We start from the raw sequence: 23340 nt of genomic DNA, 5'->3' as shown, positions 1-23340 counted from the left end.
TGTCTGTCGAAGCCGCTGTGCCGGCTTCGACATCATGCAAGGCGAGTATCGCCGAGATGCGGATCGGCGGCCGGCAGGCCGCCAAAGCGTTGAAAGATCTCCGCGGCCGGTGCCGGTAGGGCGCCGGCCTGCGTCTGCACGGTCGCGGACAGATATTGCTCCGACGCTGGAAACACGTTCGCGTACAAATCGCGGCAAAGCTTCTGCGCATCGGTGCCGGCCCAGTCCTCTGGCAACAGCGCGGCCGGCAGCAAAGGATCGCGCAAATGGATCTTGCGGTATTCGTGCAGGAGCAAGGTGCGAAGGATAAACGCGACATCGCCTGCGATCGGCGCACTGTCCAGCGCCGTCGCGACCGGCGAGAACATGTCGATGAAACGTTTGTAGCGCCGCCCGAGGTCGTCCAGATCCCAGCCCATCGCGACCAGATTGGCGCTCGCCGCCTGCGACAGGATGGAGCCCTTCATCACGACCAGCTGACCGGCCGACTGCAACTCATCCAGGCGGGCATTGATCGCCGACGCTTGGTAGGTGGGATGAGCAAACACCCCGGGGGTGATCTGGCCAAAGCCCAGCCACATCAACTCATCGCGCAGATCGTCGCGTCGGGTCTTCAGCGTGGGCGGGACGATCGCCATCGTCCATAGTCCGTCCCAGTCCTGCGGAGGCGCGCCATAGATTCGTTGTGTCGCTTCGGCGAAGCGGGCACGGCCGTTCGTCGTGAGGCTGTAGAAACTCGCGCGACCGCTGCGCTCGAAGCTCACCCATTCCTCGTTCGCCAGCCGACCGATCGAGGTGCGCACCAGTCGTTCGGTCAACCCGAACGGCACGGCGAGCTTGATCAGGCTGGCCAGCGCGATGGTGCCGCCGCGAGGGGCGATGGCGTCGCCCAGGATCGTGACCAACAACGACCCGCCGCGAAGCGGCCGCTGCCGCCGAAAGCGGGCGACCAGCGCGTTGGTCCGAGTGACGAAGGCCGAGTTCGATTTTGCTGACATGGATGCGCATGGTAGCGCAGGCGGCGTGGCCCTTGCCCAGTCAGCCCGGACGACAGTTGAAGCCTGTCTCATACCTCTTGCGCAATGCCCGGCGCAGCCGAACCAGCCCTTTGCAGGCTGTCTCATATGACACGGAAAAAATTGATCTAGGACAAAAGTTGTGTCACATTGTCTGAACTGGAGTGTGGGGGCTTTATGTACACGCAAGGCTTGGATTCCCTGGGCGCCGATTGTTTGCACCAGGCGACGGACGCCGTGACGCTCGAGCAGCGTTTTCAGAGCAAGGTCGACGCGGACGATCGCATCGAGCCCAAGGACTGGATGCCCGACGCCTATCGTCAGACGCTGATTCGCCAGATCTCACAGCATGCGCATTCCGAGATCGTCGGCATGCTTCCCGAAGGCAACTGGATCACGCGCGCCCCGTCGCTGCGTCGTAAGGCGGTGCTGATCGCGAAGGTGCAGGACGAGGGCGGTCACGGCATGTATCTGTACAGCGCCGCTGAAACGCTCGGCATCTCACGCGATGAATTGCTGGAACAGCTGCTCGCCGGCACCGCGAAGTATTCGAGCATCTTCAACTATCCGACCCCGACGTGGGCCGACGTGGGTGCGATCGGCTGGCTGGTCGATGGCGCGGCCATCATGAATCAGATTCCGATCTGCCGTTGTTCTTACGGCCCGTATGCACGCGCCATGGTGCGCATCTGTAAGGAAGAAAGTTTCCATCAGCGCCAGGGCTTCGAAATCATGATGACGCTGGCGCGCGGCACACCCGAGCAGCATCGCATGGCCCAGGACGCGCTGAATCGCTGGTGGTGGCCGTCGATCATGATGTTCGGCCCGAACGACGCGACGTCCAAGCACACCGCGCAGTCCATGCGCTGGAAGATCAAACGTTTCAGCAACGACGAGCTGCGCCAGAAGTTCATCGATATCACCGTGCCGCAAGCCGAGTTCCTCGGCCTGAAGGTGCCGGATCCCGACATGCGCTGGGACGAGGCGACTCAGCATTACGTGCACGGTCCCATCGACTGGAAAGAATTCGAGGACGTGCTCAAGGGCAACGGCCCGTGCAATCGCGAGCGACTCGAGACTCGTCGTCGTGCCCATGATGAAGGACGCTGGGTGCGTGAAGCCGCGCTCGCGTATGCCGAGAAACAGCGCGCTCGCGAAACGCAGGCCGCCTGAGGAACAGACAAATGAGTGAGCAACGCAAACAGTGGCCGCTGTACGAAGTTTTCATTCGTGCGCGTTCGGGCCTCGAACATAAGCACGTCGGCAGCATTCACGCGGTCGATGCGCGGCAGGCGGTCGAGCATGCGCGTGATCTGTACACGCGCCGCCAGGAGGGCGTGAGCATCTGGGTGGTGCGCTCGTCCGATATCGTCGCCTCCGATCCGGGCGATGCCGAGGCGCTGTTCGAGCCGGCGAAGGACAAGATCTATCGCCATCCGACGTTCTATTCGATCCCGGATGAGGTGAAGAATCTATGAGCGCTTCACCCGCCATTGTGACCGCCTCGAAGGATCTGCGCGTTCGCTACGCGCTCTATCTGGGCGACACCAGCCTGATCCTCGCGCAAAGACTGGGCGAGTGGGTCGGTCACGCGCCCGCGCTCGAGGAAGATCTGGCGCTGGCCAACACCGCGCTCGATCTGCTGGGACAGGCGCGTCATCTGCTGTCGTATGCCGGTGAGATCGAAGGCAAGGGCCGCAGTGAGGACGATCTCGCGTTCCTGCGCGACCCGTCGGACTTCACCAATCTCGCGCTGGTCGAGCAGCCCAATGTGGACTTTGGCCACACCATCGTGCGTCAGTTCCTGATCGATGCCTGGCAGCTGGAGTTGTTCGAGTGCTTGCAAGGTTCTTCCGAGCCGCGCTTCGCCGAGCTCGCCGCGAAGGCGCTCAAGGAAACGCGCTATCACTATCGCTTCAGCTCGGGCTGGATGGTGCGCCTGGGCGACGGCACGGAAGAAAGTCACAAGCGCGTGCAGGATGGCCTGGATTCGTTGTGGAAATTCACCGCCGAGTTCTTCGCGCCGGGCGCGGTGGATGAAGAAGCCGCAGCCGCCGGTCTTGGGCCGGATCCAGCGTCGCTTCGTGCCGCGTGGCTGGCCAATGTCGAGCAGGTGCTGACGGAAGCGACGCTGAAGAAGCCGGCGGATGTTTCCTATCGCTGGTTCGGCAAGCGCAATCAGCACACCGAGCATCTGAGCCACTTGCTGGCCGAGATGCAGTACATGCAGCGGACTTACCCTGGCGTGCAGTGGTAGTCATGAACCAGGCACCCGCCGATTACGCCGACCGATTCGTTGCTCCCGCGGAGCGCGAGGTCTGGCGCATTCTGGCGGACGTGCCGGACCCGGAGATTCCAGTGCTGAGCGTGGTCGAGCTGGGGATCATTCGTCATGTTCGCGTGGCGGACGATCGCCGCGTGACCGTGGGCGTGTCGCCGACTTACACCGGCTGTCCAGCGACTGAGGTGATCGCGCGGTCCATTCAAACGCGACTGGAAGCGGAAGGGTACCAAGATCCCAAGGTCGAGTCGGTGCTGTCGCCACCCTGGACCAGCGACTGGCTGAGCGAGAGCGGTCGCGCCAAGCTCAAAGAATATGGCATCGCGCCGCCGGCACAGTCGGTGAGCAATCCGAAACATCTGTTTCGCGAGCCGAAGGTGGCTTGCCCGCGCTGCTCTTCCATGCAGACCGCTAAGGTGAGCGAGTTCGCATCGACGCCCTGCAAGGCACTGTATCGGTGCGAGAGCTGTCTGGAACCGTTCGAATATTTCAAGTGTATCTAGGGGGCCTGTGAATACTCATTTGATGGATTGCGTTGCGCCTCCAATCGCCTGCAGCAAGGCGCAAAGCGCAGCCCCTACCGGGGCAAGCTTTGTAACGCAGCTGCTGGCCCATGTCTTATGTGAGCATCGGGAGGCGCAACCCATTTAATGAATAAATATCCTTATATGGGACGAGCTATTGCGGTTCAGGACGTCGTTGCTCCTCCCTTATGTACTGCAGAGTACACGGCGGTCGTCGCGCCTAGCCCTGAACCGCAATAGCTCGTCGCAATCCATCAAATGAGTATTCACAGGCCCCAGCAATGCTGACTTTTCATCCGCTCAAAGTGGCTGACGTGCGTCCCGAGGGGAGCGACGCGCTGAGCATTTCATTCGAAGTGCCAGATTCGTTGCGCGAGACCTTTCGGTTTATTCCTGGGCAGCACGTGGGTGTGCGGGCGCAGATCGGTGGGCAGGAAGTCCGGCGCACCTATTCGATCTGTAGCGCGGCTGACGATAGTCACTTGCGCATCGGCGTGCGGGTCCACGATAACGGCAGCATGTCGCAATATTTGGCCAATCAGCTGCGCGCGGGTGACAGCATCGAAGTGCTGACACCGACGGGTCGTTTTTTCGCCGAGCCGCAACCCACGACGCAGCGGACCTACTGCGCGTTCGCCGGCGGCAGCGGCATCACGCCGATCCTCGGTATCGTGAAGAACCTGCTGACTCGCGAACCGAACAGCCGGTTCATGCTGTTCTATAGCAATCGCACCACCTCGACCATCATGTTCGCCGAGGAGCTGCTGGCGCTGAAGGATCGTTATCCGACGCGTCTCTCGTTGTATTTCATATTGAGCCGCGAGCCGCAGGATGTGGAGCTGTTCAACGGCCGGCTCGATCGCGAGAAAGTCACTTTGCTGAGCAAGGAAGTGTTCGACCCGCTCGAGACCGATGCGTTCTTCCTCTGCGGTCCGGGCAACATGATCGACAGCGTGCGAGACACGCTGACCGGCCTGGGCGTCGATCCCACTCGCATCCACACCGAGCGATTTGCGAGCGACATGCCGGTGGCGGCTCAGCCTGCTCCGGTGGCGGTGAAGCCCAAGCGCGCGACGGCGGAAGAAGTTGCGCAGATCACGATCACGATGGACGGTCGTCAGCGCACGTTCGCCATGCTGGATGACGATGCGACCGTGCTCGACGCCGCTGAGCGCGTCGGCATGGAGTTGCCGTACTCGTGTCGTGCCGGCGTATGCTCGACTTGCCGATGCAAAGTCACCAAGGGCACGGTGGACATGGAAGTGAACTACGCGCTGGAGCCTTGGGAAGTCGAAGCCGGCTTCGTGCTGTGCTGCCAGGCGAAGCCCACCAGTGGCGAACTCGAAATCACTTACGACGAGCGCTGATATGAGCTATCAAACGATTTTGTTCGAGGTGACGGACGGCGTGGCGCGGCTCACCTTGAACCGGCCGGATCGTCTCAATAGTTTCAACGTGCAGATGCATGGCGAAGTGCGCGATGCGCTTTCGCAGCTCACGAACAAAAGTGACGCGCGGGTGCTGGTGTTCACCGGCGCGGGCCGTGGCTTCTGCGCCGGCCAGGACTTGGGCGATCGTGCTGTCGCACCGGGCGGGCAGGGCGTCGATCTCGGCGATTCCATCGAGAACTACTACAAGCCTTTGGTGCTCGCACTTCGCAACTTGCCGATGCCTGTGATCGGCGCGGTCAACGGCGTTGCCGCCGGGGCCGGAGCAAACATCGCGCTGGCCTGTGATCTGGTGATCGCGACGAAGTCCGCGAGCTTCGTGCAGGCGTTCAGCAAGCTCGGATTGGTGCCGGATTCCGGTGGCACTTGGTTCCTGCCGCGACTGCTCGGCAATGCACGAGCCATGGGGCTTGCGCTGTTGGGTGACAAGTTGCCCGCCGAGCAAGCAGCGCAGTGGGGCTTGATCTGGCGCTGTGTCGAGGACGCGGAGTTCAAGAGCACTGTCGATCAACTGGCGACGCAGTTGGCCGCCGCGCCCACGCGCGGGCTGGCGCGCACCAAACAAGCGATTTACGAATCGTGGAGTCATTCCCTCGAGCAGCAGCTCGATCAGGAGCGTGACTTCCAGCGCGAGCTGGGCCGTTCGCAGGACTATGCCGAAGGCGTTGCCGCCTTCACCGAAAAACGCACGCCGAAGTTCACCGGCCGGTAGCAATCACCATGCAACTCAAAAGTTACATTCAAGGCCGCTGGTTCGCCGGCGAAGGCGAAGTTCAGCAGCTGCGCGACGCCACGACCGGTCAGGTCATTGCCTCGGCCTCGTCGACGGGCATCGATTTCAAGGCCACGCTGCGCTATGCGCGCGAGGTCGGCGGTCCGGCGCTTCGCAAGCTGACGTTCCATGAGCGTGCCGCGCTGCTGAAGCAACTCGCGAAGAAGCTCGGCGAGTTCAAGGAAGAGTTCTACACGTTGTCGTATGCCACCGGCGCGACCAAGACCGATTCGTGGATCGACATCGACGGCGGCTTCGGCACGCTGTTCGCCTACGCAAGCCGCGGCGCGCGTGAGCTGCCGAACAGCAAGGTCTACATCGATGGCGATGTGGAAAGCCTGTCGAAGAATGGCACGTTCGTCGGTCAGCACATTTGCGTGCCGCTCGAAGGCGCGGCCGTGCACATCAACGCATTCAACTTCCCTGTGTGGGGCATGTTGGAAAAGCTGGCGCCGACCTTGCTGGCCGGTGTGCCCGCGATTGTGAAGCCGGCGACGGCCACCTCTTATCTCACCGAGCTGGTGGTCCGGCGCATCGTCGAGTCCGGCATTCTGCCGGAAGGCTCGCTGCAGCTGGTGTGCGGCAGCCTCGGCGATCTGTTCGATCATTTGACCTGTCAGGACGTCGTGTCGTTCACGGGCTCGGCAGGCACAGCGCAGAAGCTGCGCACTCATCACAGCATCGTCGCGCATTCGGTGCGCTTCATCAGCGAGACGGATTCGATCAATAGCTGCGTGCTGGCGGAAGACGCCCGGCCGGGTCAGCCCGAGTTCGATCTGTTCGTGCGTGAAGTCACGCGTGAAATGACGACGAAGGCCGGCCAGAAGTGCACGGCGATTCGCAAAGCCATCGTGCCGGCGGCGCATGCTGATGCGGTCGTTGAAGCGCTGAAGGCGTCGCTCGGCAAGATCGTCGTGGGCGATCCGCGACTCGAGAATGTTCGCATGGGGCCGCTGGCCGCGTTGTCCCAGCGTCGTGAAGTGCTCGGTCGGATCAGCGAGCTGCGGCGTGAAGCCGAGCTGATCACTGCAGAGCGCGTCGATATCGCGGGTGGCGATCTCGATCACGGTGCATTCGTCGCGCCGTCCTTGCTCTATTGCCGCGAGCCTCGCAAGGCCAAGGCGCTTCATCACATCGAAGCGTTCGGTCCGGTCTGCAGCGTCGTGCCTTATGAATCGACGACCGAAGCGATCAACTTTGCGCGATTGGGCGAGGGCAGTCTGGTTGCGTCGGTGTTCACGGCTGACGATGCACTCGCGACCGAGTTGGTGCTCGGGCTGGCGCCGCTGCACGGTCGTTTGCTCGTCGTCAATCGCGATTGCGCCAAGGAATCGACGGGTCATGGCTCGCCGATGCCGGCCCTGGTGCATGGTGGTCCGGGACGCGCGGGTGGTGGCGAAGAAATGGGTGGCATTCGCGGCGTCATGCATTACATGCAACGCACGGCGATTCAGGGCAGCCCACAGACCATCGCTGCTGTGACCGGGCGTTGGACGCGCGGCGCCGTGCAGAAAGATCCGGGCCGTCATCCGTTCCGCAAGGCATTCCACGAACTGCAGATCGGCGACAGCCTGAACTCAGGCGAACGCGAAGTGACGCTCGAGGACATCGAGAAGTTCGCCGCTCTGTCGGGCGATACCTTCTACGCGCACATGGATGAGGAAGCAGCGGCTCGCAATCCATTGTTTGGTGGACGAGTGGCGCACGGTTACTTTCTGGTCTCAGCCGCGGCGGGATTGTTTGTCGATCCGCCGTATGGTCCGGTGCTGGCGAACTACGGCATCGATCGGCTGCGGTTCGTGAAGCCGGTCAAGCCGGGCGATCGCATCAAGGTGCGGCTGACCTGCAAAACCAAGTCGCTGCGGGTCGAAAAGGGCTACGGCGAAGTGGCCTGGGACACCGAGATCACCAATCAGAACGGCGAAATCGTGGCCAGCTATGACGTGCTGACTATGGTCAGCGAGCAACCGGTGAACTGAAGCGCATGACGCCGTCGTCGACGGCGGCGAAGCGCAGGTTCATCAGGTCGAGCGCGTAGTTCTGATACAGGCGCCACGGCGCCTTCGAGCCCTGCTTGGGGAATTGCTCGATCGAACGCTGCACGTAACCTGACGAGAAGTCGATCCACGGCGTCGCCGTGATCGACGGATCGTCGTTACGCGGCGTGCACTGTTTGTAGCCGTGGTGGTCCATGTGATTCAGCAGGCGACAGACGTACTCGCAGGTGAGATCGCACTTCAGCGTCCATGAGGCGTTGGTGTAGCCGAACGCGGTGGCCAGGTTCGGCACATCGCTATACATCATGCCCTTGTAGCTCATGGTCCGAGGCGGATCGACCGGCTTGCCGTCGACCTCTAGCGCCAGATTCCCCAGCACCTGCAGATTCAAGCCGGTGGCGGTGACGATGAGATCGGCCGCCAGCTCCGTGCCGGAGCGCAACTGCAGGCCGCTTTCCGTAAACGTCTCGATATGATCGGTGACGACCGACGCCTTGCCTTGTTTCAGAGCCTGAAACAGATCGCCGTTTGGCACCAGGCACAATCGCTGATCCCACGGGTTGTAGCGTGGCGTGAAGTGACGATCCACATCGCACGTATCGCCGATCTCCTTCTTCACTAACTGCAGGAGTCGTTGTTTCATCCGCTCCGGCGTGCGGCGGCACATATTGAAGAACATCATGCCGAGCAACACGTTCTTCCAGCGCGTCACCCCATAAGCAAACTTCGCCGGAAAATGACGGCGCAGCCAATTGGCGATTGCATCTTCCTCCGGACGCGCGACGATGTACGTCGGCGACCGCTGTAACATCGTGACGTGTGCGGCCGTCTTCGCCAGTTCCGGTACCAACGTGACGGCGGTGGCTCCACTGCCGATGACGACGACGCGCTTGCCGGCGTAGTCGATGGCTTCGGTCCACTTCTGAGGATGTACGATGCGACCCTGGAATCGCTCGGTGCCCTGGAACTCAGGCGTGTAGCCGGCTTCGTAGTTGTAGTAGCCGCTGCACATGAATAGGAAATTGCAGGTGAACCGCGCGATCTCGCCCGAGGGCAACGCGGCTTCGACGGTCCACAACGCCTGATCAGAGTTCCAGGATGCTCGTCGCACGCGGTGATTGAACCGGATTTTTTGATCGATCCCGTAGTCGCGTGCCGTGTCCCGCACATAGTTGAGAATCGACGCCCCATCCGCGATGGCTTTCGCCTCGCGCCAGGGACGGAACGAATAGCCGAGCGTATACATGTCCGAATCCGAGCGGATGCCGGGATAGCGGAACAAATCCCAGGTGCCGCCGATGCAGTCGCGCCCTTCGAGAATGGCGTAACTCTTCTTCGGGCAGTGCCGTTGCAGGTGATATCCCGCGCCGATGCCGGACAAACCCGCGCCGACGACCAATACGTCGACATGTTCCGCGGCCGATATGGGTGACGTCCGGGTCGTCATAGGGGCTTCCTCAGTCGTCGACCTTGGCGTAGTTCAAGGGCAGGGCGGTGGTGTGCTTGATGGTTTCCAGGGAGAAGCTGGCGCTCACGTCCAGGAACGCACAGCCGGCGATCAGTTTTTTATAGACCACGTCGTAGGCGTCGATGTCCGGGACCACGATGCGCAACAGATAGTCCGTGTCGCCACTGACACGGTGAATCTCGGTGACTTCGGGAATGTCGCGCACCGTGCGTACGAACTGTTCGAACCAGGCCGCGCTGTGATTCGACGTTTTCACGGTCACGAACACGGTGGTACCGACATTCACCGACTTGGCGTCGAGCAATGCCACCGTGCGCGCGATCACGCCGGTTTCCTGCAGACGCTGGATCCGCCGCCAGCACGGCGCTTTGGACAAGCCCACCCGCTCGGCGATGTCGGCGGCGGTGAGCGAGCCGTCGTGCTGCAAGAGGTCGAGAATGCGGCGGTCCAGGCGATCCATGAGGGCGGGCAATGCGCGGCGGGGGGGAGGTTGCGCAACATTGTTGCGTCCGGCGGGGCCGCTGTCCACGATTTCGCAACCGTGTCGCCGAGTGGCTTCGGTAGCCTGTCAGACATGAACACTGTGCGAGCCAATCCGTTCACCGAACACCCCGCCGCCGCGGGGGAAACGTATCTCGCGCATTTACGGACGGCCGCCGGCTTCGGTTTTCAGATGGTCTTCGCGGGCCTCGCCTGCCTGGTGCATGCGCTATTGCCGTTCTTGTTTGTGCGTACCGGCAGCGATTGCATCTGTCGCTTGCACGAGCGCATGCATGCCCGCCGACGCCGCGTAGAAAGCGGTCACTGATCGCCGATATGCAGCGCGTTCCGAATGGAGCGCAGGAGCCCTGACCACCGACTCGTGGATTTGGTCACCGGTGCCACGGCGGGCGCCGCCTCGACCTCGGCTTCGACGGCCAAGGACTCGTGAGTCAACAAGCCACACAGCGCACAGGCGTTCAAGAATCCCCGAATGTTTGCAATGGGCTGCGCCGCCAGGTTGGTCATCTGCTGCGGCGTATAGGCGTTGTTCATCAGAATGGACGTGAGCCGCACCTGCCAGGTCTTGTGACCGAGCCTGCCGAAATCGGGCCAGCGTTGCAGACGGAAGCGCGCCATGCGCGGCAGCCAGGGCAGCAGATCCGTCGTGATTCCCAGCTGGCCGCAATTCCACAATAGATATTGAAGCGAGTGACGACGCAGCTCGCTCTCCGCGGGCAGCGAATCATTCGAGCCAAGCTCGCGCACTTCCACAGCACCCGAGGCCTGCGCCAGTTCGGCAATCAGTTCCGGCGATAGATCCTTGGTGGCAAGCACGGTGGCTTGCGCCGGCTGCACATAAATCGAAACGTCACCTCGTGTGATGACATGCGTTCGTTGCGGGTCCTTGGCGACGATGTCGCGCAGGGCATGCGCCAACAGGAAACCTTCGTTCTGAGCGACCGCTTCGGCGCGAGAGGCGGCGACGAGCTCCTGAGTCGTGAGCGAGGTATCGATGTCTTGCGCGGCGAGCGTCGCGTCGAGCATCGAGATGAAGTCGCTCACTCGCAGCGGCGCGTACACCGCTTGAGTGTCTTCGGGCGCGGTGGCGCCTTGACGCACCAACGATACGCAGCGCGGCCGGCCGCGTTGGATCGCTTGCCTCATCACGGCGCGGGCGAGGGCGGAGTCGGGCTCGCAAATCGCGAGATCCGCGGCGGCCTCTTCGCTATAGGTCCAGCTAGCGGCGGTCTTGCCTTCAACGAGCTGGAGCATCGATTTCACGCGCATCTCGTCGCGTATCGATAAGCCAATCGTCGTGAGTGTCAACTGCCGCGCGGTCATCGCGAAATGGGACTGTGATCCGAATCAACCAGCGTTGTAAGCGAGCGGGAGAAATGTACAACGGGCGCGAGCAAAAAATGTGACCGACTCGGAAATCGGCGCGGCTCTTAGCGGACTTTTTTAAGCCACGTAAGTACTCATACGCATGTCGCGAGAATCGCGCCGGAGCAACGAAGTTTTCCCATCCGGGAAACCAACTATATAAAATGCCCCGCACTGCGATCCAAGACGCGCGTGACCGCGTTCGTGCAAGCTCACTCTGCCATCGATAAGGGACTCAACGTGAAAAAACTGCCCGCCGCGACGCTGATGCTCGCCGGCCTCACCTTCGGCATGCCCATGGCGCAGGCCGAAGACGGTCAACTGTACGGCCTGCTTCGCTCTCGCGACCTCACACCCTTCGGCTTCTTGCGCCTCGACATGCGGCCGGCGCATGCGGTGTCGATCGAGCCGGGCAAGTGGGCGCTCGAGACCGAACTGGCCTATCAGAACACGTGGGCGCTGAGCCCCAACGTGGAGGACTATCTGACTTCGCAGGAGTCCCGCGGCCGGCGCGATCTCACGGCGGCGGACGTGCAGGCGATTCGTGACCTGCCGGGCGAGAACTATCTGGTGGATCTCGAGCTGGCGCTGCTCGATGTGACCTTCCATTACAAGTTCTCCAACGTCTTCACCGGTTACATCATTGCCAGCGGCGTGTCATTTCAGGGCGGCTTTCTGGACAGCACCATCGAAGGCTTTCACGACACGTTCGGCTTCAGCTCGTTCGGCCGGCCGGCGGTGTCGAAGAATCAGGTCAACCTGATTTATGACTTGAAGTCGAGCCAGTACACCAGCCTCGGCACCCCCACCGATGGCGGCCTGCTCGATCCCACGTTTGGCTTGCGTTACACGGGCTGGACTTTGCCGGGCCGATGGCATCTCGCCACGGAAGTGGCGGTGAAGGTGCCGGTGGCGGGCCGTCGTGAGCTGCTGTCGACCGGGCGCACCGACTACGGCATGCAAATGTCATTACAGCGCAAGGGCGATCATCATGCGTTCTACGTGGACGCCGCCGCTGTTTACTACGACGGTTCGACCCAGGTGGCGCGCCAGGACCCGCAATGGATCCCGACCTTGATCGTCGGCTACGAGCTGATGCTGACCGAGCGCACCAACGTCAACCTGCAGGGCTATCTCAGCCAGAGCGTGTACTCGCACGAGGAGACCGATCTGGAGGAGCTGCTCGGCCAGAAGTACCAGTACAGCATCGGTATTCGCCATCGACGCAACAACTTCCTGTTTACGTTCGGCATCACCGAGAACTTGCAGAACGTCAACAACACGCCGGACATCGGTTTCCAGCTGGGGCTCGCCTGGGTGCCGCTGTCCTCGATGTCGCCCCGCTGATTTCGCACCCCTAGCCATCTTGCGAACGCCGGCGTCGTCTGACGCCGGCGTTTTTTATTGGGCCGGCGACGGGCCCTTGTAGAGTGCGGGCGGGTATGTCAGATTTGTAACTGAATCCAGGAGTGATGTTATCTTACTGACAACCGGGAGACGGGCATGGGGTCGAAGTGGGTTGCCGGGGTGCTGGGAATGGCGCTGCTGAGTGTCTCGGGTGCGCAAGCGGACGCCATCGATGACTTTGTGAATCAGGAGCTGGCGAGGCAGAAGGTGCCGGGCGTCGCAGTCGGCATCATGCAGCATGGTCAGCTGGTGCGAGCGGCCGGCTATGGGCTCGCCAACATCGAGCATGGCGTGCCAGTGCACGCGGACACGGTCTTTCAAACGGGCTCCATCGGTAAGCAGTTCACCGCGGTGGCGGTGATGACGCTGGTCGAGGACGGCAAGATCAAGCTCGACGAATCCATTCGCACCTATCTGCCCAAGGCGCCGAAGACCTGGCAGTCGATCACGGTCCGTAACGTGCTCAATCACACCTCGGGCATGGGGAACTCGCCCGATTTCGATCTGCGCAAGGACTACAGCGACGACGAGTTGCTGGATGTCATCTACAAAATGAAGCTGGAGTTCGCGCCCGGAGAGCGCTGGAGCTACAGCAACACCGGCTATGCAACGCTGGGCTTGATGGTTCACAAGGTCACTGGCGATCAGACCTACGGCGACGTGCTCGCGAAGCGGGTGTTCGGGCCGCTGCACATGACGACGGCGCGGGTCATCAGCGATCGTGACATCGTGCCGAATCGCTCGGCCGGTTATGAGATGACCCAGGAGGGCATCAAGAATCAGGACTGGGTGGCAGCGACCGGCAACTCGACGGCCGACGGCTCGCTGTATCTCACGGTGCTCGACTATGCGAAGTGGGACGCGGCGCTGCGCGAGCGCAAGCTGCTCAAGCCGGAGTCGTGGGCGGAAGTTTACAAGCCGGTGAAGTTGAACAGCGGCAAGACGTATCCGTATGGCTTCGCCTGGTCGCTGGAAAAAACGCCGGGCGAGCGCGGCGCGTATCAGCACGGTGGCGCGTGGCAAGGCTTCCGGACGTTCTATATTCGTTATCTCGACGACGAGATTTCGGTGGTCGTGCTGGCCAACATCGCGTCCGCCGATCCTGAAGTGATCGCCCGCGGTGTCGCGGCTCGTTTCGAGCCGAAGTTGCAATTGCCCGATGCTTCGCCCATCGACGAGAGCGATCCGACGATCTCGCAGCGCTTGCGACGAATGATCGACGAACTGCTCGCGGGCAAGCCGTCGTCGAAGGACTATGCAATGCAGCCGGACATGCTGGCCCGTTACAGCGAGTACTATGGCGAGCGGTTGCGCGGTAAGGGCAAGCTGCAGGAGCTGCGCCTGTTCCGTCGCAACGAGCTCGGCAACGACATCGTTTATGACTACCGGGCGCGCTTTGAAAACGGTTTGATGGATGTCGGACTGGCGCTCGACCCCACTAACAAGGTCTCGCAGCTGCATATCAGCCCCGTCGATCAATGGAACGAGCCGCTGCCGCCGCTGTGAGTCGCATTCACGATAACAAGTCCGGGAGTGTCATGAGCGTCGTCACCCGATCCAGAAGTCTCATCGCCAGCAGCGTGCTGATGTTGCTCGCGTCCACCGCGAGTATGGCGCAGAGCTCGACATTGATTGCGAATGCACGAGTCATCGACGGCACAGGCACGCCTGCGCAACGCGTGTCGGTGCGAATCAGCGGCGAGAAGATCGCCGCGGTCGGCGATCTGAAGCCGCTCGAGAAAGAGACGGTGGTGGATGCCAAAGGGCTGGTGCTCGCGCCCGGGTTCATCGATTCACACAGCCATCACGATGGTGGCCTCTTCGAGCGGCGCGATGCCCCGGAGGTCGTCAGTCAGGGCATCACTACGATCATCGTCGGCCAGGACGGTGGCTCGCATCTGCCGCTCGGAGATTTTTTCGGCAAGCTGCAAGCGACGCCGGTCAGCGTGAATGTGGCTTCGTACGTGGGACACAACTCCCTGCGCGACGAGGTGATGGGGCAGGACTACAAGCGTGCCGCGACCGATGCCGAAATGACAAAGATGGTCGAGCTCTTGAAGCGCGATATGGGCGCGGGGGCGCTCGGTTTGTCGACGGGCCTGGAGTATGAGCCGAGCGTGTATTCGGACCCGAGCGAAGTGATCGCGCTGGCGAAGACCGCGGCCAGCTTCGGCGGGCGCTATATCAGTCATATTCGTAGCGAGGACATCAAGCTCGACCCGGCCATCGACGAGCTGATCAATATCGGCGCGCAGACCTGCATGCCGGTGCAGATCTCGCATTTTAAGCTCGCCATGCGAGGTCGCTGGGGCGATGCGAAGGACGTGTTGAAGAAGCTGGACGCGGCACGGGCTCTCGGCATCGATGTCACTGCCGACATCTATCCTTATGAGTATTGGCAGTCAACGCTGCGCATTCTGTTCCCGGATCGTAATTACAAGGATCGCGCGCAGGCCGAGTATGTGATGACGGATATCGCCGCACCTGAAGATCTGATCCTGTCCGAGTTCGAAGCGGAGCATGCGCTGGCGGGCAAGAGCATCGGCGAGATCGCGGCTGCGCGAAAGACCGATCCGGCGACCACGTTGATGAAGCTGATCGATCAATCGCTCACCTTCAAGGGCGAAGGGCCGGACGGCGGCCGCGAGATGGTGATCGGCAAATCGATGAGCGAGGCCGATATCGCGACGCTCATGGCCTGGCAGCAGACCAACATCAGCTCCGACGGCGGCATGGGTGATGCTCACCCGCGCGGCGCCGGGGCTTTTCCACGAGTGCTTCGGCAACAGGTCCGTGAGAAAAAGAACCTGACCCTGGAACAAGCGATTCACAAAATGAGCGGACTGACGGCGCAGCACCTGGGCCTGCAGGATCGCGGCACGATTCGCGTCGGCGCCGCGGCCGATCTGGTGCTGTTGAATCCCGACACGGTGGCCGATCGCGCGACGCTCAAAGATCCGTCGCAGCTGTCCGTGGGGATCGAGCGCGTGTGGGTGAATGGCCAGCCGGTCTGGCAGCAAGGCAAGACCACCGCGGCTCATCCCGGAAAATTGATCAAGCGCGCCGCGAGCGCGAAGCCTTTCACCTGTGCACGAGCGACCCATTGATGCAAGCTTCAACGGAAACCCAGGTTCAGCCGCCTTATCTGCTGTTTCTCGGGGACGTCACCGATATCACCGACGCTAAAACCGCCGCCGGCATCAAACAATGGCGCGGTGAGTTGTGTGGCGGCCAGTTGCGCCTGCCGGGCGGCACGGTCGATCTCGGCTTGCCCGACCTCACGCTGACGCAAGCCGTGGAACGTGGCATCAAGACGATGATCATCGGCATCGCGAACGATGGCGGCTTCATCGCGGAGAACTGGATCGCGTCGATCATCGGCGCGCTGGAGGCGGGCCTGGACGTCGCTTCAGGATTGCACGAGCGTTTGGGCGACGTGCCGGCGATCGCGGCCGCGGCCAAGCGAACTGGAAGACAACTCATCGAAGTGCGTCAGCCGGAAAATATCTTCAAGCCGGGCAGTGGCAAGAAGCGGTCGGGCAAGCGTTTGCTCACCGTCGGCACCGACTGTGCCGTCGGCAAGAAATACACCGCGCTTGCGATCGAGAAGGAGCTGCGGAAGCGCGGCGTGAAGGCCGATTTTCGTGCGACCGGTCAGACCGGCATTTTCATTTCCGGTCGAGGCGTGGCGATCGATTCGGTGGTCGCGGATTTCATTTCGGGTGCGGCCGAATGGCTGTCGCCGGAGAACACGCCCGATCATTGGGACGTGGTCGAAGGGCAGGGCTCATTGTTTCATCCGTCCTACGCGGGCGTGACGTTGGGCCTGGTTCACGGCACGCAGCCGGACGCGATGGTGGTCTGTCACGACGCGCGTCGTTCGACGCTGATGGGCGACTACGATTTTCCCATCCCGAACTTCCATACCTGCATCGATACGTACGTCGCCGCCGCGCGTCTCACGAATCCGCGCGCCCGGGTGGTCGGCATCAGCCTGAACACCTCGCATCTCAAGGACGATCGCGAAGCTCGCCAGTTGCTAGAGGTGACGGCGCGGGAGACCTCGCTGCCTTGTTGCGACCCGATTCGTTTCGGCGTGGGCGAGATCGTGGATAATCTGCTGCGTCAAACTTGACCTCAGCAGTCCATGGCCGCACCCAAACAGGATCTGTTCGCGAAGCTCGAAGCCCGGCTGGAGCAATTCACGCCGGCCGAGCGGCAGATCGCCAATCACATGCTCAGCAATCGTAACGAGCTGCCGTTCGAAACGGCGGACTCGCTGGCCAAGAAGCTGGGTGTGAGCGCGGTGACGGTCGGTCGCTTCTGTCGATTGCTGGGTTACAAGCACTTTCGCGACCTCAAGGAGGAAATGCGCAAGGGCGGCACGGCCAGCGCGCCGTGGCTGGTCGGCGATCAGCTGGCGCAGTACATGGATCGCTTCGGCGACCAGGATCAGTTACGTCGCAGTCTCGAGATGGAGATGGCGGCGCTGGTCGAGGTGTACGGCATGGTCGACACGCCGGCCTGGAAGGCTGCGACCAATCTGATCGTGAAATCGGAGCAGGTGCAGATCGCCGGCTTTCAAACCGAGCGCGGTCTGGCACTGCTGCTCGCGAACCTGTTGCAGTATGTGAGAGAAGGCGTGCAGCTGGTCGACATGGCGGCCGGTAACTACGGCGACGTGTTCGCCAGTCAGCCGAAGTCGCGTTGTCTCATCCTGCTCGACATGCGGCGCTATTCACGCCAGTCGTTGCTGCTCGCCGAGCGAGCGGCGAGCCAGTCGATTCCGCTGATTCTCATCACCGACAAGTACTGCGATTGGGGTCGGCTTTACACGCAGCACCTGTTCGCGCTGCCGTCGGAAAGCGGCCAGTTCTGGAGCTCGTCGGTGGCCATGAACTGCTTCATCAACCTGCTGGTCGCCAGCGTCGTCGCCCGCTCGGGCAAGACGGTCGAGAAACATCTGGAACAGATCTCCGAGCTGTACGAGCACTTCACCGGTTTCGTCAGTCCGGGCAAGACGCGCAAGAGTCCGCGCTAGCCTGTCAGGCTTGCGAGAGTGGCGGGTCGATGCTATCTAGCGGCCCCTCATGACCCAGTTCCCCGCCCAATCCAGCGTCGCCGCCGGACCGTTCAGCGCCTGGTTGCGAGCCATGCGTCGCTCTTTGCTGGGCAACGAAGGCATGGACGTGCCTTGCGGGGATTGCGTTGGCTGCTGCGTGTCGGGCTATTCAGTGCAGCTGCGGCCCGAGGATCACAAAGCCGCGGCGCGCATTCCGGCGACCTTCATCGTGAGTGCGCCCGGGTTCACGAAGGGGCATCTCACGGTGCGGCCCTTGTCGAATGGGGTGTGTCCCATGCTCGATGAGGGCAAGTGCTCGATCTACTCCGTCCGCCCGCAGACCTGTCTCGACTACGACTGCCGCATCTTCGCGGCCGCCGGCATCGATGCGGGCGAGGGCAAAGACGTTATCAACAAGCGCGTGCACGAGTGGCGCTTCTCATATCCTGAGCGCAGCGATGAACTGGAGCACGCGGCAGTTCGCGCGGCCGCGACGTTCATTCGCGATCGGCGTGACAGCTTCACCGTCCGGGTGCCGGCCGGGCCGATGGGCATCGCGGTGTTCGCGATCAAATCGTATGAAGTGTTTCTCGACGCTGAGATCAGCGACAAGAGCGACGCCGACGTCGCACGCGCCATCATCGACGCCGTGCGCGCTTTCGATTCACTTCAAGCTGGCTAGATAGGCGCGCCAGCCGCCGAAAGAAGTAATGTCACGCGCGCCCTGCAATCCGATGGGCTCGCAGATGAAGCCTTTCACGACGCGTCCGTCTTCCAGCTCCAGCGAGCCGATGCCGAGCGGGGCCGGAATCTCCGCGACGAACGATCCAAAGCGTTCGACGGGCACATCCCACAGCTCCACTTCGATGGGCGCGCCGGTTGTCATTGCTTTCACCAAGCCTGGCTTGGGCGGCGACGTGTTCGCAAGCGCGTACAACTGATAGGTCGACGCGGTTCGACAGCGCTCGACGAACACCGCCTCTCGCGACGTGAGCTGATGATTGAGCGGCATACCAGTCAGATGCGCGCCGACGACGGCGAGTCGCACGGTTGTCGCCGGCATCGCCGGTTTTGTTTCTTTCGCAATCGCTGTCAACGCGCGATCCGTGGCGCCGAGCGGCAAAGATAAATGCTGCTGCCAGCGCTTGCCGAGTTCGGCCAAAGCTCGGTCCTGCCAGGCCTGAGAGATCAGCGTGATGCCCGCAGGCAGCCCATCTGCGCGGAAGGGCGCGGGCAGGGCGAGTGCCGAGAGATCGGCGAGGTTGGTGAAGTTTGTATAGGTGCCGAGGCGCGAATTGAGGCGCACCGGGTCTGACATCACTTCCGCAATGGTATAGATGCTCGGCGTCGTGGGGACGAGCAGCGCAGTGAATCCATCGAGTGCTTCGTTGATACGACGGGCGAGCGCCGCGCGTCGATATTCATATCGGAATGTATCGACCGCGTTGAAGTTCGTTGCCATCGCCAGAATGGAGCGCAGAACTGGTTGTAGCGCGTCGGGATCGCTTTTCAACAAAGACTCGGCGACAGCGTATCGTTCCGCGACCCAAGGGCCTTCGTACAAGAGCGCCGCCAGCTGTTTGAAAGACGAGAAATCGATAGGAACGATCTCGGCGTCCAGCGACCGCCAGGCTTGCACAGCCCGATCGAAGGCATGCAGGGCTTGCGTATCGCCAAAGAATTCCAGCGAGTCCGGCACTGCCAGTCGCAACGGCACGCGCTTGGACGACGTCGTAGGAAACGTTCGCGAGTACGGATCGCTCGCATCGTAGCCGCCGGCTATGGTGGCTATTTCCTCAGCATCCTCGACGGTCAGTGCAAACACGGACACGCAGTCGAGCGTGCGACAGGCTGGTACGACACCGCTCGTACTCAACCAGCCGCGCGTGGGTTTCAGGCCGACGATGTTATTGAATGCGGCGGGAACGCGTCCCGAGCCTGCGGTGTCCGTGCCGAGCGAGAAGGGCACGAGTCCACGCGCGACCACGCTGGCCGAGCCTGCGCTCGAGCCGCCGCTGATGTATTCGCTGCGAAATGCATTGGTCACTGCGCCGTACGGTGAGCGTGTGCCCACCAATCCCGTGGCGAACTGATCCAGATTGGTTTTGCCGATCAGAATTGCGCCGGCTTCGCGCAAGCGTCGTACGGTCGTCGCGTCTTCATGAGCGGTGTAACCGAATGCGGGGCACGCGGCCGTCGTCGGCCAGCCCGCGGCATCGATGTTGTCCTTGGCGGCGAACGGAATCCCATACAACGGCAAACGTGAGATATCGCTGCCGACCGCAACCAACTGCTGTTCCAGTTGCTGCAGCTGAGTGCGCAGCCGGGGTTCATCGATCCGGGCGATCCAGGCTGTGTCCGGCTCGTCGGATGGCAAGGTGTCGTAAACATCGTTCAGCTTCAGCCGGCCGCTGCGATAGGCGGTGCGCCAGTCGGCCAATGTCCAGCCGATTCGGGCGGGTGAAGAGATGGGCATGACTTTTTTCCCTGTTTCGCGGCAAAGCTCCGGGCGGAATGCAATCCTGGTGCCGCCGTTTTGGGGCGCCGATTGCCGCGTTCTTGCACTACAACGGGTCCGCGGCGCGATCATTTGCACCGCTTGTGACCGCAGGCCCGGGGCTGTTCGGCTTGAGTGTTATCATCCGGCCCCATGCAACGAGATCTCGACAAGATGCGCCGGCGGCCGTTCTTTTTCCCGCTGGTGCTCCCGGTACTGTTGTTCATCGCTTTGGTGGCGGCCGCGGCCTGGCTGTTCGATGCCCGCGCGACCACGGTCGTGTTCGTCGTTCGTCATGCCGAGGTGGAAACGGGTAACGATCCGGACCCGCCGTTGAGTGTCCAGGGCCGCGAGCGCGCGGCCCATCTGGCGACCATGCTTTCCAAGGCGCGCCCGGTGCGCGGTCTCGATGCGATCTTCGCGTCCGAGTTTCGTCGTGCTCATCAGACAGTCACGCCGCTGTCCGAAACGCTGGCGCTACCGGTGAATGTGGTGCCGTCGGCGACCTGGACCGATCTGGCCAAGCGCATCACGCGCGAGCATCGCGGCGAATATGTGCTGGTCGCCGGCAACACCAACAACATCCCGCAGCTGGTGCATGCATTGAGCGGGGAAACGGTGACGATGAGCGAGGACGACTACAGCACCATGTTCGTGGTGTTCGTGCCGCAGGTGTCGAAGACCAAGGTGGTACGGCTCAATTATTAGGCTTTCGATGAAAGTGGCTCCGGTGCGCTTGCCAGCGGCAGGCCCGGTGCTACAATTCGCGCCCTTCGGTGGGCCCGTAGCTCAGCTGGGAGAGCGCCTCGTTCGCAATGAGGAGGTCAGGAGTTCGATCCTCCTCGGGTCCACCAACTTCCCCCCCATCCCAAGCAATCTATCCCGGCATCGCCATCAGATCGCAGTCGACCGGCTGCGAGACCGGCCGCCAGGCCTTGGACAGCCCGACGCGCTGAAGCGCGAACAGCTTGTAACCGTGATCCTGTAGCAGCTGGAACAGTTCAGCGCTCGATGAACCGAGTCTCCGCAGGTGGCCGTCGATGCATTCGATCAACATCCTCGGGCTGCAGTTGCGCAGGAAGCGTTGGCCGCCCCGGAGCACTTCGGTTTCCGCGCCTTCCACGTCGATCTTCACCACGCAGCCCGTTCCCAGATCCGGCACCTGCTCGTCCAGCGTGCGCAGCTCCACTGTTTCGGAGGGGCAATCGCCCGGCGGTTTCGCCAGGGTGGCCTGGCCGTCATTGTTGGTGTTGATGTTGTAGAGGGTGTGGGATCCGGCCTCGCGCGACAGGCCATACGGGCGCACGTCGACATTGGTCAGGCCGTTGATTTCGATGTTCCGCAGGAGACGGGCCCGCGTGTTGGCGCCCGGCTCGAACGAGATCACGCGACCGGTCGGCCCGACCAGCTTCGATGCGACGAGGGTGTGCTGGCCGATGTTGGCTCCGATGTCGATGAAGGTGGCGCCGGGGCGGAGGTTCGCTTCAATAGCCTTGAGAATCGAGGGCTCGAACAGTCGCCGGTAGTGCAGGTAGGTGCCGATATACGAGTTGGGGTCGTACTGGATTCGCAGGCCGTACCGCCGGAGGGTGGTGGATCGATCGCCTGGCGGCAGAGCGCCGGGCTTGAGTGTGTCCATGAGCGCGACGTGTGCGATATCGAATGGCCATGCCTCGAAGATGGCCTTCGTCAGTAAGCCTCTCATCCCTGGAATCTCCCGCCGTGGCTGTAATTCTTTCCATGACGAGAGTAGTCCCAGGCTGTCGCCGATTCCAGACATTCGTCTCGGTTTTTACATACTGACGTGGACTTTTTTCGGGATTTATGGGACGGCGCCGGCCGGCAGGGCCGCCGTCCGCCGGGTCGCCAGGCGAGCTCCGAGCTTGATTGCTGGATATTCGATCCAGTGATAGCCCAGCCCCGACAGCACACAGAGCGTGGCCGCGGCCACCGTCCATTGCAGCCAATGGGGCGCGTCGGCCAGCACGACGCAGCCGAACCAGATCGCGATCACATGAAACAGATAGATGCCGTACGAATACTTCGCGATGAAGGCGCCGGCGGCGTTGAGCGCGGCCGCGGTGGAATTCGCGAAGGACGGAATGAGGGCGCCCACCAGCAGACAGGTCAGCCATTGGGTTGGGGGAAAGTGGATGCTTTGACGCTGGAGGAACAGGTAAGCCGCGCTGATCAGCAGCAGGGTCGGCAACCACAGCCAGCCGGGCAGCTTGAACTTCGCCCGATCCGCTAGCGTGAAGGCCAGGATGCCGCCGAGGAAACAGGGCACGAAGGCGAACACGCTGAACCGGCCGAGATAGGTGGGCTGTAGCCACGCAACCGGCAGGGACAACAGCCACAGCGCCAGCACCCAGGACGGCCGCTTGCGCACGATCAAATAAATGATCGGCAGGGCGAGATACATCTGTACCTCGATGGGCAACGACCACATCGGTTGCAGGACCGGCTCGGCGTACAGCAGGTTACTGGTCAGCGTCAGGCTTGTGACGATCGACGTGAGGCTGGCGTTGTACTCGCGCCAGGGCATGGTCGGTATGTTGAGCGCGACCACCAGCACGACGGTGGCAATGGCCAGAGGATAGATGCGAAACGCGCGGCGAATATAGAACGTGCGGACGTCGTTCCAGTCCGTCAGCTTGGCTCGCGCCATGGAATGGTTGAGCACCAGCGCCGTGTGCACGAAGAACAGCAGCACGCCCAGGCGGCCAAGAATCAAATTGTATGGATGAATCGACAGCGCGGCGTTTTGTAACGCCAGCATTTCGGTGACGTGATCCGCCAGAACCATCAACACAGCCAACGCTCGCAGAATGTCTAGATTCGGCTCGGCGTCATGCATGCCTCGTCCCCGTCCTCGGCCTTTTTCTTCACGTTTTGGCAGTGTAGCTCACGACCCCGGGGATTAGGAGGCGGCAGTTCACAAGAATATGGAACATTCGGCGGTCGCGAGCCGGACGTCGTCGATACGCGACCCTCTTGGCGGA

22 protein-coding genes and 1 tRNA gene are annotated in these 23340 nt (G+C 62.0%); 16 read left to right on the top strand and 7 right to left on the bottom strand.

Annotated elements, in window-relative coordinates:
* Window positions 1–32 precede the first annotated feature (32 nt).
* Complete coding sequence (gene paaX, locus ACFPN2_RS03050; protein ID WP_380594845.1) at window positions 33–998, bottom strand: phenylacetic acid degradation operon negative regulatory protein PaaX; 966 nt, start codon at window positions 996–998, stop codon at window positions 33–35.
* Between the two features lie 195 nt (window positions 999–1193).
* Here paaX and paaA point away from each other — a divergent pair, with 195 nt between their 5' ends.
* The 7 genes from paaA to paaZ all read left to right on the top strand — a co-directional run bounded on the left by paaA (window position 1194) and on the right by paaZ (window position 8020).
* A complete protein-coding gene (paaA, locus tag ACFPN2_RS03045; RefSeq protein ID WP_380594844.1) occupies window positions 1194–2189 on the top strand; it encodes a 1,2-phenylacetyl-CoA epoxidase subunit PaaA in 996 nt (331 codons plus the stop codon).
* A gap of 11 nt (window positions 2190–2200) precedes the next feature.
* Window positions 2201–2494 carry a 1,2-phenylacetyl-CoA epoxidase subunit PaaB gene (paaB, locus tag ACFPN2_RS03040; RefSeq protein WP_129779286.1) on the top strand — a complete coding sequence of 98 codons (294 nt, stop codon included), beginning with the start codon at window positions 2201–2203 and terminating at the stop codon, window positions 2492–2494.
* On the top strand, window positions 2491–3273 hold the full coding sequence (gene paaC, locus ACFPN2_RS03035; RefSeq protein ID WP_380594841.1) for a 1,2-phenylacetyl-CoA epoxidase subunit PaaC: 783 nt from the start codon (window positions 2491–2493) through the stop codon (window positions 3271–3273). The genes paaB and paaC overlap by 4 nt, the downstream gene beginning before the upstream one ends.
* Before the next feature lie 2 nt (window positions 3274–3275).
* Entirely contained in the window at window positions 3276–3800 is a 525-nt protein-coding gene (paaD, locus tag ACFPN2_RS03030) for a 1,2-phenylacetyl-CoA epoxidase subunit PaaD (RefSeq protein ID WP_380594839.1), read from the top strand.
* Window positions 3801–4102: 302 nt separating this feature from the next.
* On the top strand, window positions 4103–5188 hold the full coding sequence (paaE, locus tag ACFPN2_RS03025) for a 1,2-phenylacetyl-CoA epoxidase subunit PaaE (protein WP_380594837.1): 1086 nt from the start codon (window positions 4103–4105) through the stop codon (window positions 5186–5188).
* 1 nt (window position 5189) lies between these two features.
* Window positions 5190–5981: a 2-(1,2-epoxy-1,2-dihydrophenyl)acetyl-CoA isomerase PaaG gene (gene paaG / locus ACFPN2_RS03020; protein WP_380594835.1), complete on the top strand. Its 792-nt coding sequence runs from the start codon at window positions 5190–5192 to the stop codon at window positions 5979–5981.
* A gap of 8 nt (window positions 5982–5989) precedes the next feature.
* Window positions 5990–8020 (top strand): phenylacetic acid degradation bifunctional protein PaaZ, encoded by a 2031-nt coding sequence (gene paaZ / locus ACFPN2_RS03015; protein ID WP_380594833.1) that lies wholly within the window; start codon window positions 5990–5992, stop codon window positions 8018–8020.
* On the opposite strand, the gene ACFPN2_RS03010 is transcribed toward paaZ, so the two are convergent.
* Window positions 7998–9485: a flavin-containing monooxygenase gene (locus tag ACFPN2_RS03010; protein WP_380594831.1), complete on the bottom strand. Its 1488-nt coding sequence runs from the start codon at window positions 9483–9485 to the stop codon at window positions 7998–8000. The two genes, paaZ and ACFPN2_RS03010, sit on opposite strands and share 23 nt — an antisense overlap.
* 10 nt (window positions 9486–9495) lie before the next feature.
* Window positions 9496–9966 (bottom strand): Lrp/AsnC family transcriptional regulator, encoded by a 471-nt coding sequence (locus ACFPN2_RS03005; RefSeq protein WP_380595295.1) that lies wholly within the window; start codon window positions 9964–9966, stop codon window positions 9496–9498.
* 114 nt (window positions 9967–10080) lie between these two features.
* Between ACFPN2_RS03005 and ACFPN2_RS03000 the strand changes: the two genes are divergently transcribed.
* On the top strand, window positions 10081–10314 hold the full coding sequence (locus ACFPN2_RS03000) for a DUF6356 family protein (protein WP_380594829.1): 234 nt from the start codon (window positions 10081–10083) through the stop codon (window positions 10312–10314).
* Here ACFPN2_RS03000 and ACFPN2_RS02995 read toward each other — a convergent pair.
* Window positions 10308–11270, bottom strand: a complete 963-nt coding sequence (locus ACFPN2_RS02995; protein ID WP_380594827.1) for a hypothetical protein — start codon at window positions 11268–11270, stop codon at window positions 10308–10310. The two genes, ACFPN2_RS03000 and ACFPN2_RS02995, sit on opposite strands and share 7 nt — an antisense overlap.
* A gap of 342 nt (window positions 11271–11612) precedes the next feature.
* On the opposite strand from ACFPN2_RS02995, the gene ACFPN2_RS02990 reads away from it, so the two are divergent.
* The 6 genes from ACFPN2_RS02990 (at window position 11613) to ACFPN2_RS02965 (ending at window position 18523) form a co-directional block, all read left to right on the top strand.
* Window positions 11613–12719, top strand: coding sequence for a DUF3187 family protein (locus tag ACFPN2_RS02990; protein WP_380594825.1), 1107 nt, complete (start codon window positions 11613–11615; stop codon window positions 12717–12719).
* Between the two features lie 156 nt (window positions 12720–12875).
* Window positions 12876–14285: a serine hydrolase domain-containing protein gene (locus ACFPN2_RS02985; protein WP_380594823.1), complete on the top strand. Its 1410-nt coding sequence runs from the start codon at window positions 12876–12878 to the stop codon at window positions 14283–14285.
* 32 nt (window positions 14286–14317) lie between these two features.
* Entirely contained in the window at window positions 14318–15886 is a 1569-nt protein-coding gene (locus ACFPN2_RS02980) for an N-acyl-D-amino-acid deacylase family protein (protein ID WP_380594821.1), read from the top strand.
* Window positions 15886–16914 carry an N-acetyltransferase DgcN gene (dgcN, locus tag ACFPN2_RS02975; RefSeq protein WP_380594819.1) on the top strand — a complete coding sequence of 343 codons (1029 nt, stop codon included), beginning with the start codon at window positions 15886–15888 and terminating at the stop codon, window positions 16912–16914. The genes ACFPN2_RS02980 and dgcN overlap by 1 nt, the downstream gene beginning before the upstream one ends.
* Window positions 16915–16926: 12 nt before the next feature.
* The gene (locus ACFPN2_RS02970; RefSeq protein WP_380594817.1) at window positions 16927–17820 is read left to right on the top strand and encodes a MurR/RpiR family transcriptional regulator; all 894 of its coding nucleotides are present in this window, start codon (window positions 16927–16929) and stop codon (window positions 17818–17820) included.
* A 49-nt stretch (window positions 17821–17869) separates the two neighbouring features.
* Complete coding sequence (locus ACFPN2_RS02965; RefSeq protein WP_380594815.1) at window positions 17870–18523, top strand: YkgJ family cysteine cluster protein; 654 nt, start codon at window positions 17870–17872, stop codon at window positions 18521–18523.
* Here the strand turns inward: ACFPN2_RS02965 and atzF are convergent.
* Entirely contained in the window at window positions 18506–20317 is a 1812-nt protein-coding gene (gene atzF / locus ACFPN2_RS02960) for an allophanate hydrolase (protein WP_380594813.1), read from the bottom strand. The two genes, ACFPN2_RS02965 and atzF, sit on opposite strands and share 18 nt — an antisense overlap.
* A 174-nt stretch (window positions 20318–20491) precedes the next feature.
* Between atzF and ACFPN2_RS02955 the strand changes: the two genes are divergently transcribed.
* On the top strand, window positions 20492–21046 hold the full coding sequence (locus ACFPN2_RS02955; protein ID WP_380594811.1) for a SixA phosphatase family protein: 555 nt from the start codon (window positions 20492–20494) through the stop codon (window positions 21044–21046).
* A gap of 70 nt (window positions 21047–21116) precedes the next feature.
* Window positions 21117–21192 (top strand) — tRNA-Ala (locus tag ACFPN2_RS02950).
* Between the two features lie 23 nt (window positions 21193–21215).
* Here the strand turns inward: ACFPN2_RS02950 and ACFPN2_RS02945 are convergent.
* Window positions 21216–21977: an FkbM family methyltransferase gene (locus ACFPN2_RS02945; protein ID WP_380594809.1), complete on the bottom strand. Its 762-nt coding sequence runs from the start codon at window positions 21975–21977 to the stop codon at window positions 21216–21218.
* A gap of 183 nt (window positions 21978–22160) precedes the next feature.
* The gene (locus ACFPN2_RS02940) at window positions 22161–23195 is read right to left on the bottom strand and encodes an acyltransferase family protein (RefSeq protein WP_380594808.1); all 1035 of its coding nucleotides are present in this window, start codon (window positions 23193–23195) and stop codon (window positions 22161–22163) included.
* Window positions 23196–23340 lie beyond the last annotated feature (145 nt).

The organism is Steroidobacter flavus (genome assembly GCF_042651805.1).
Taxonomy (GTDB): Bacteria; Pseudomonadota; Gammaproteobacteria; order Steroidobacterales; family Steroidobacteraceae; genus Steroidobacter; species Steroidobacter flavus.
This window is presented reverse-complemented; position numbering and strand designations above follow the sequence as displayed.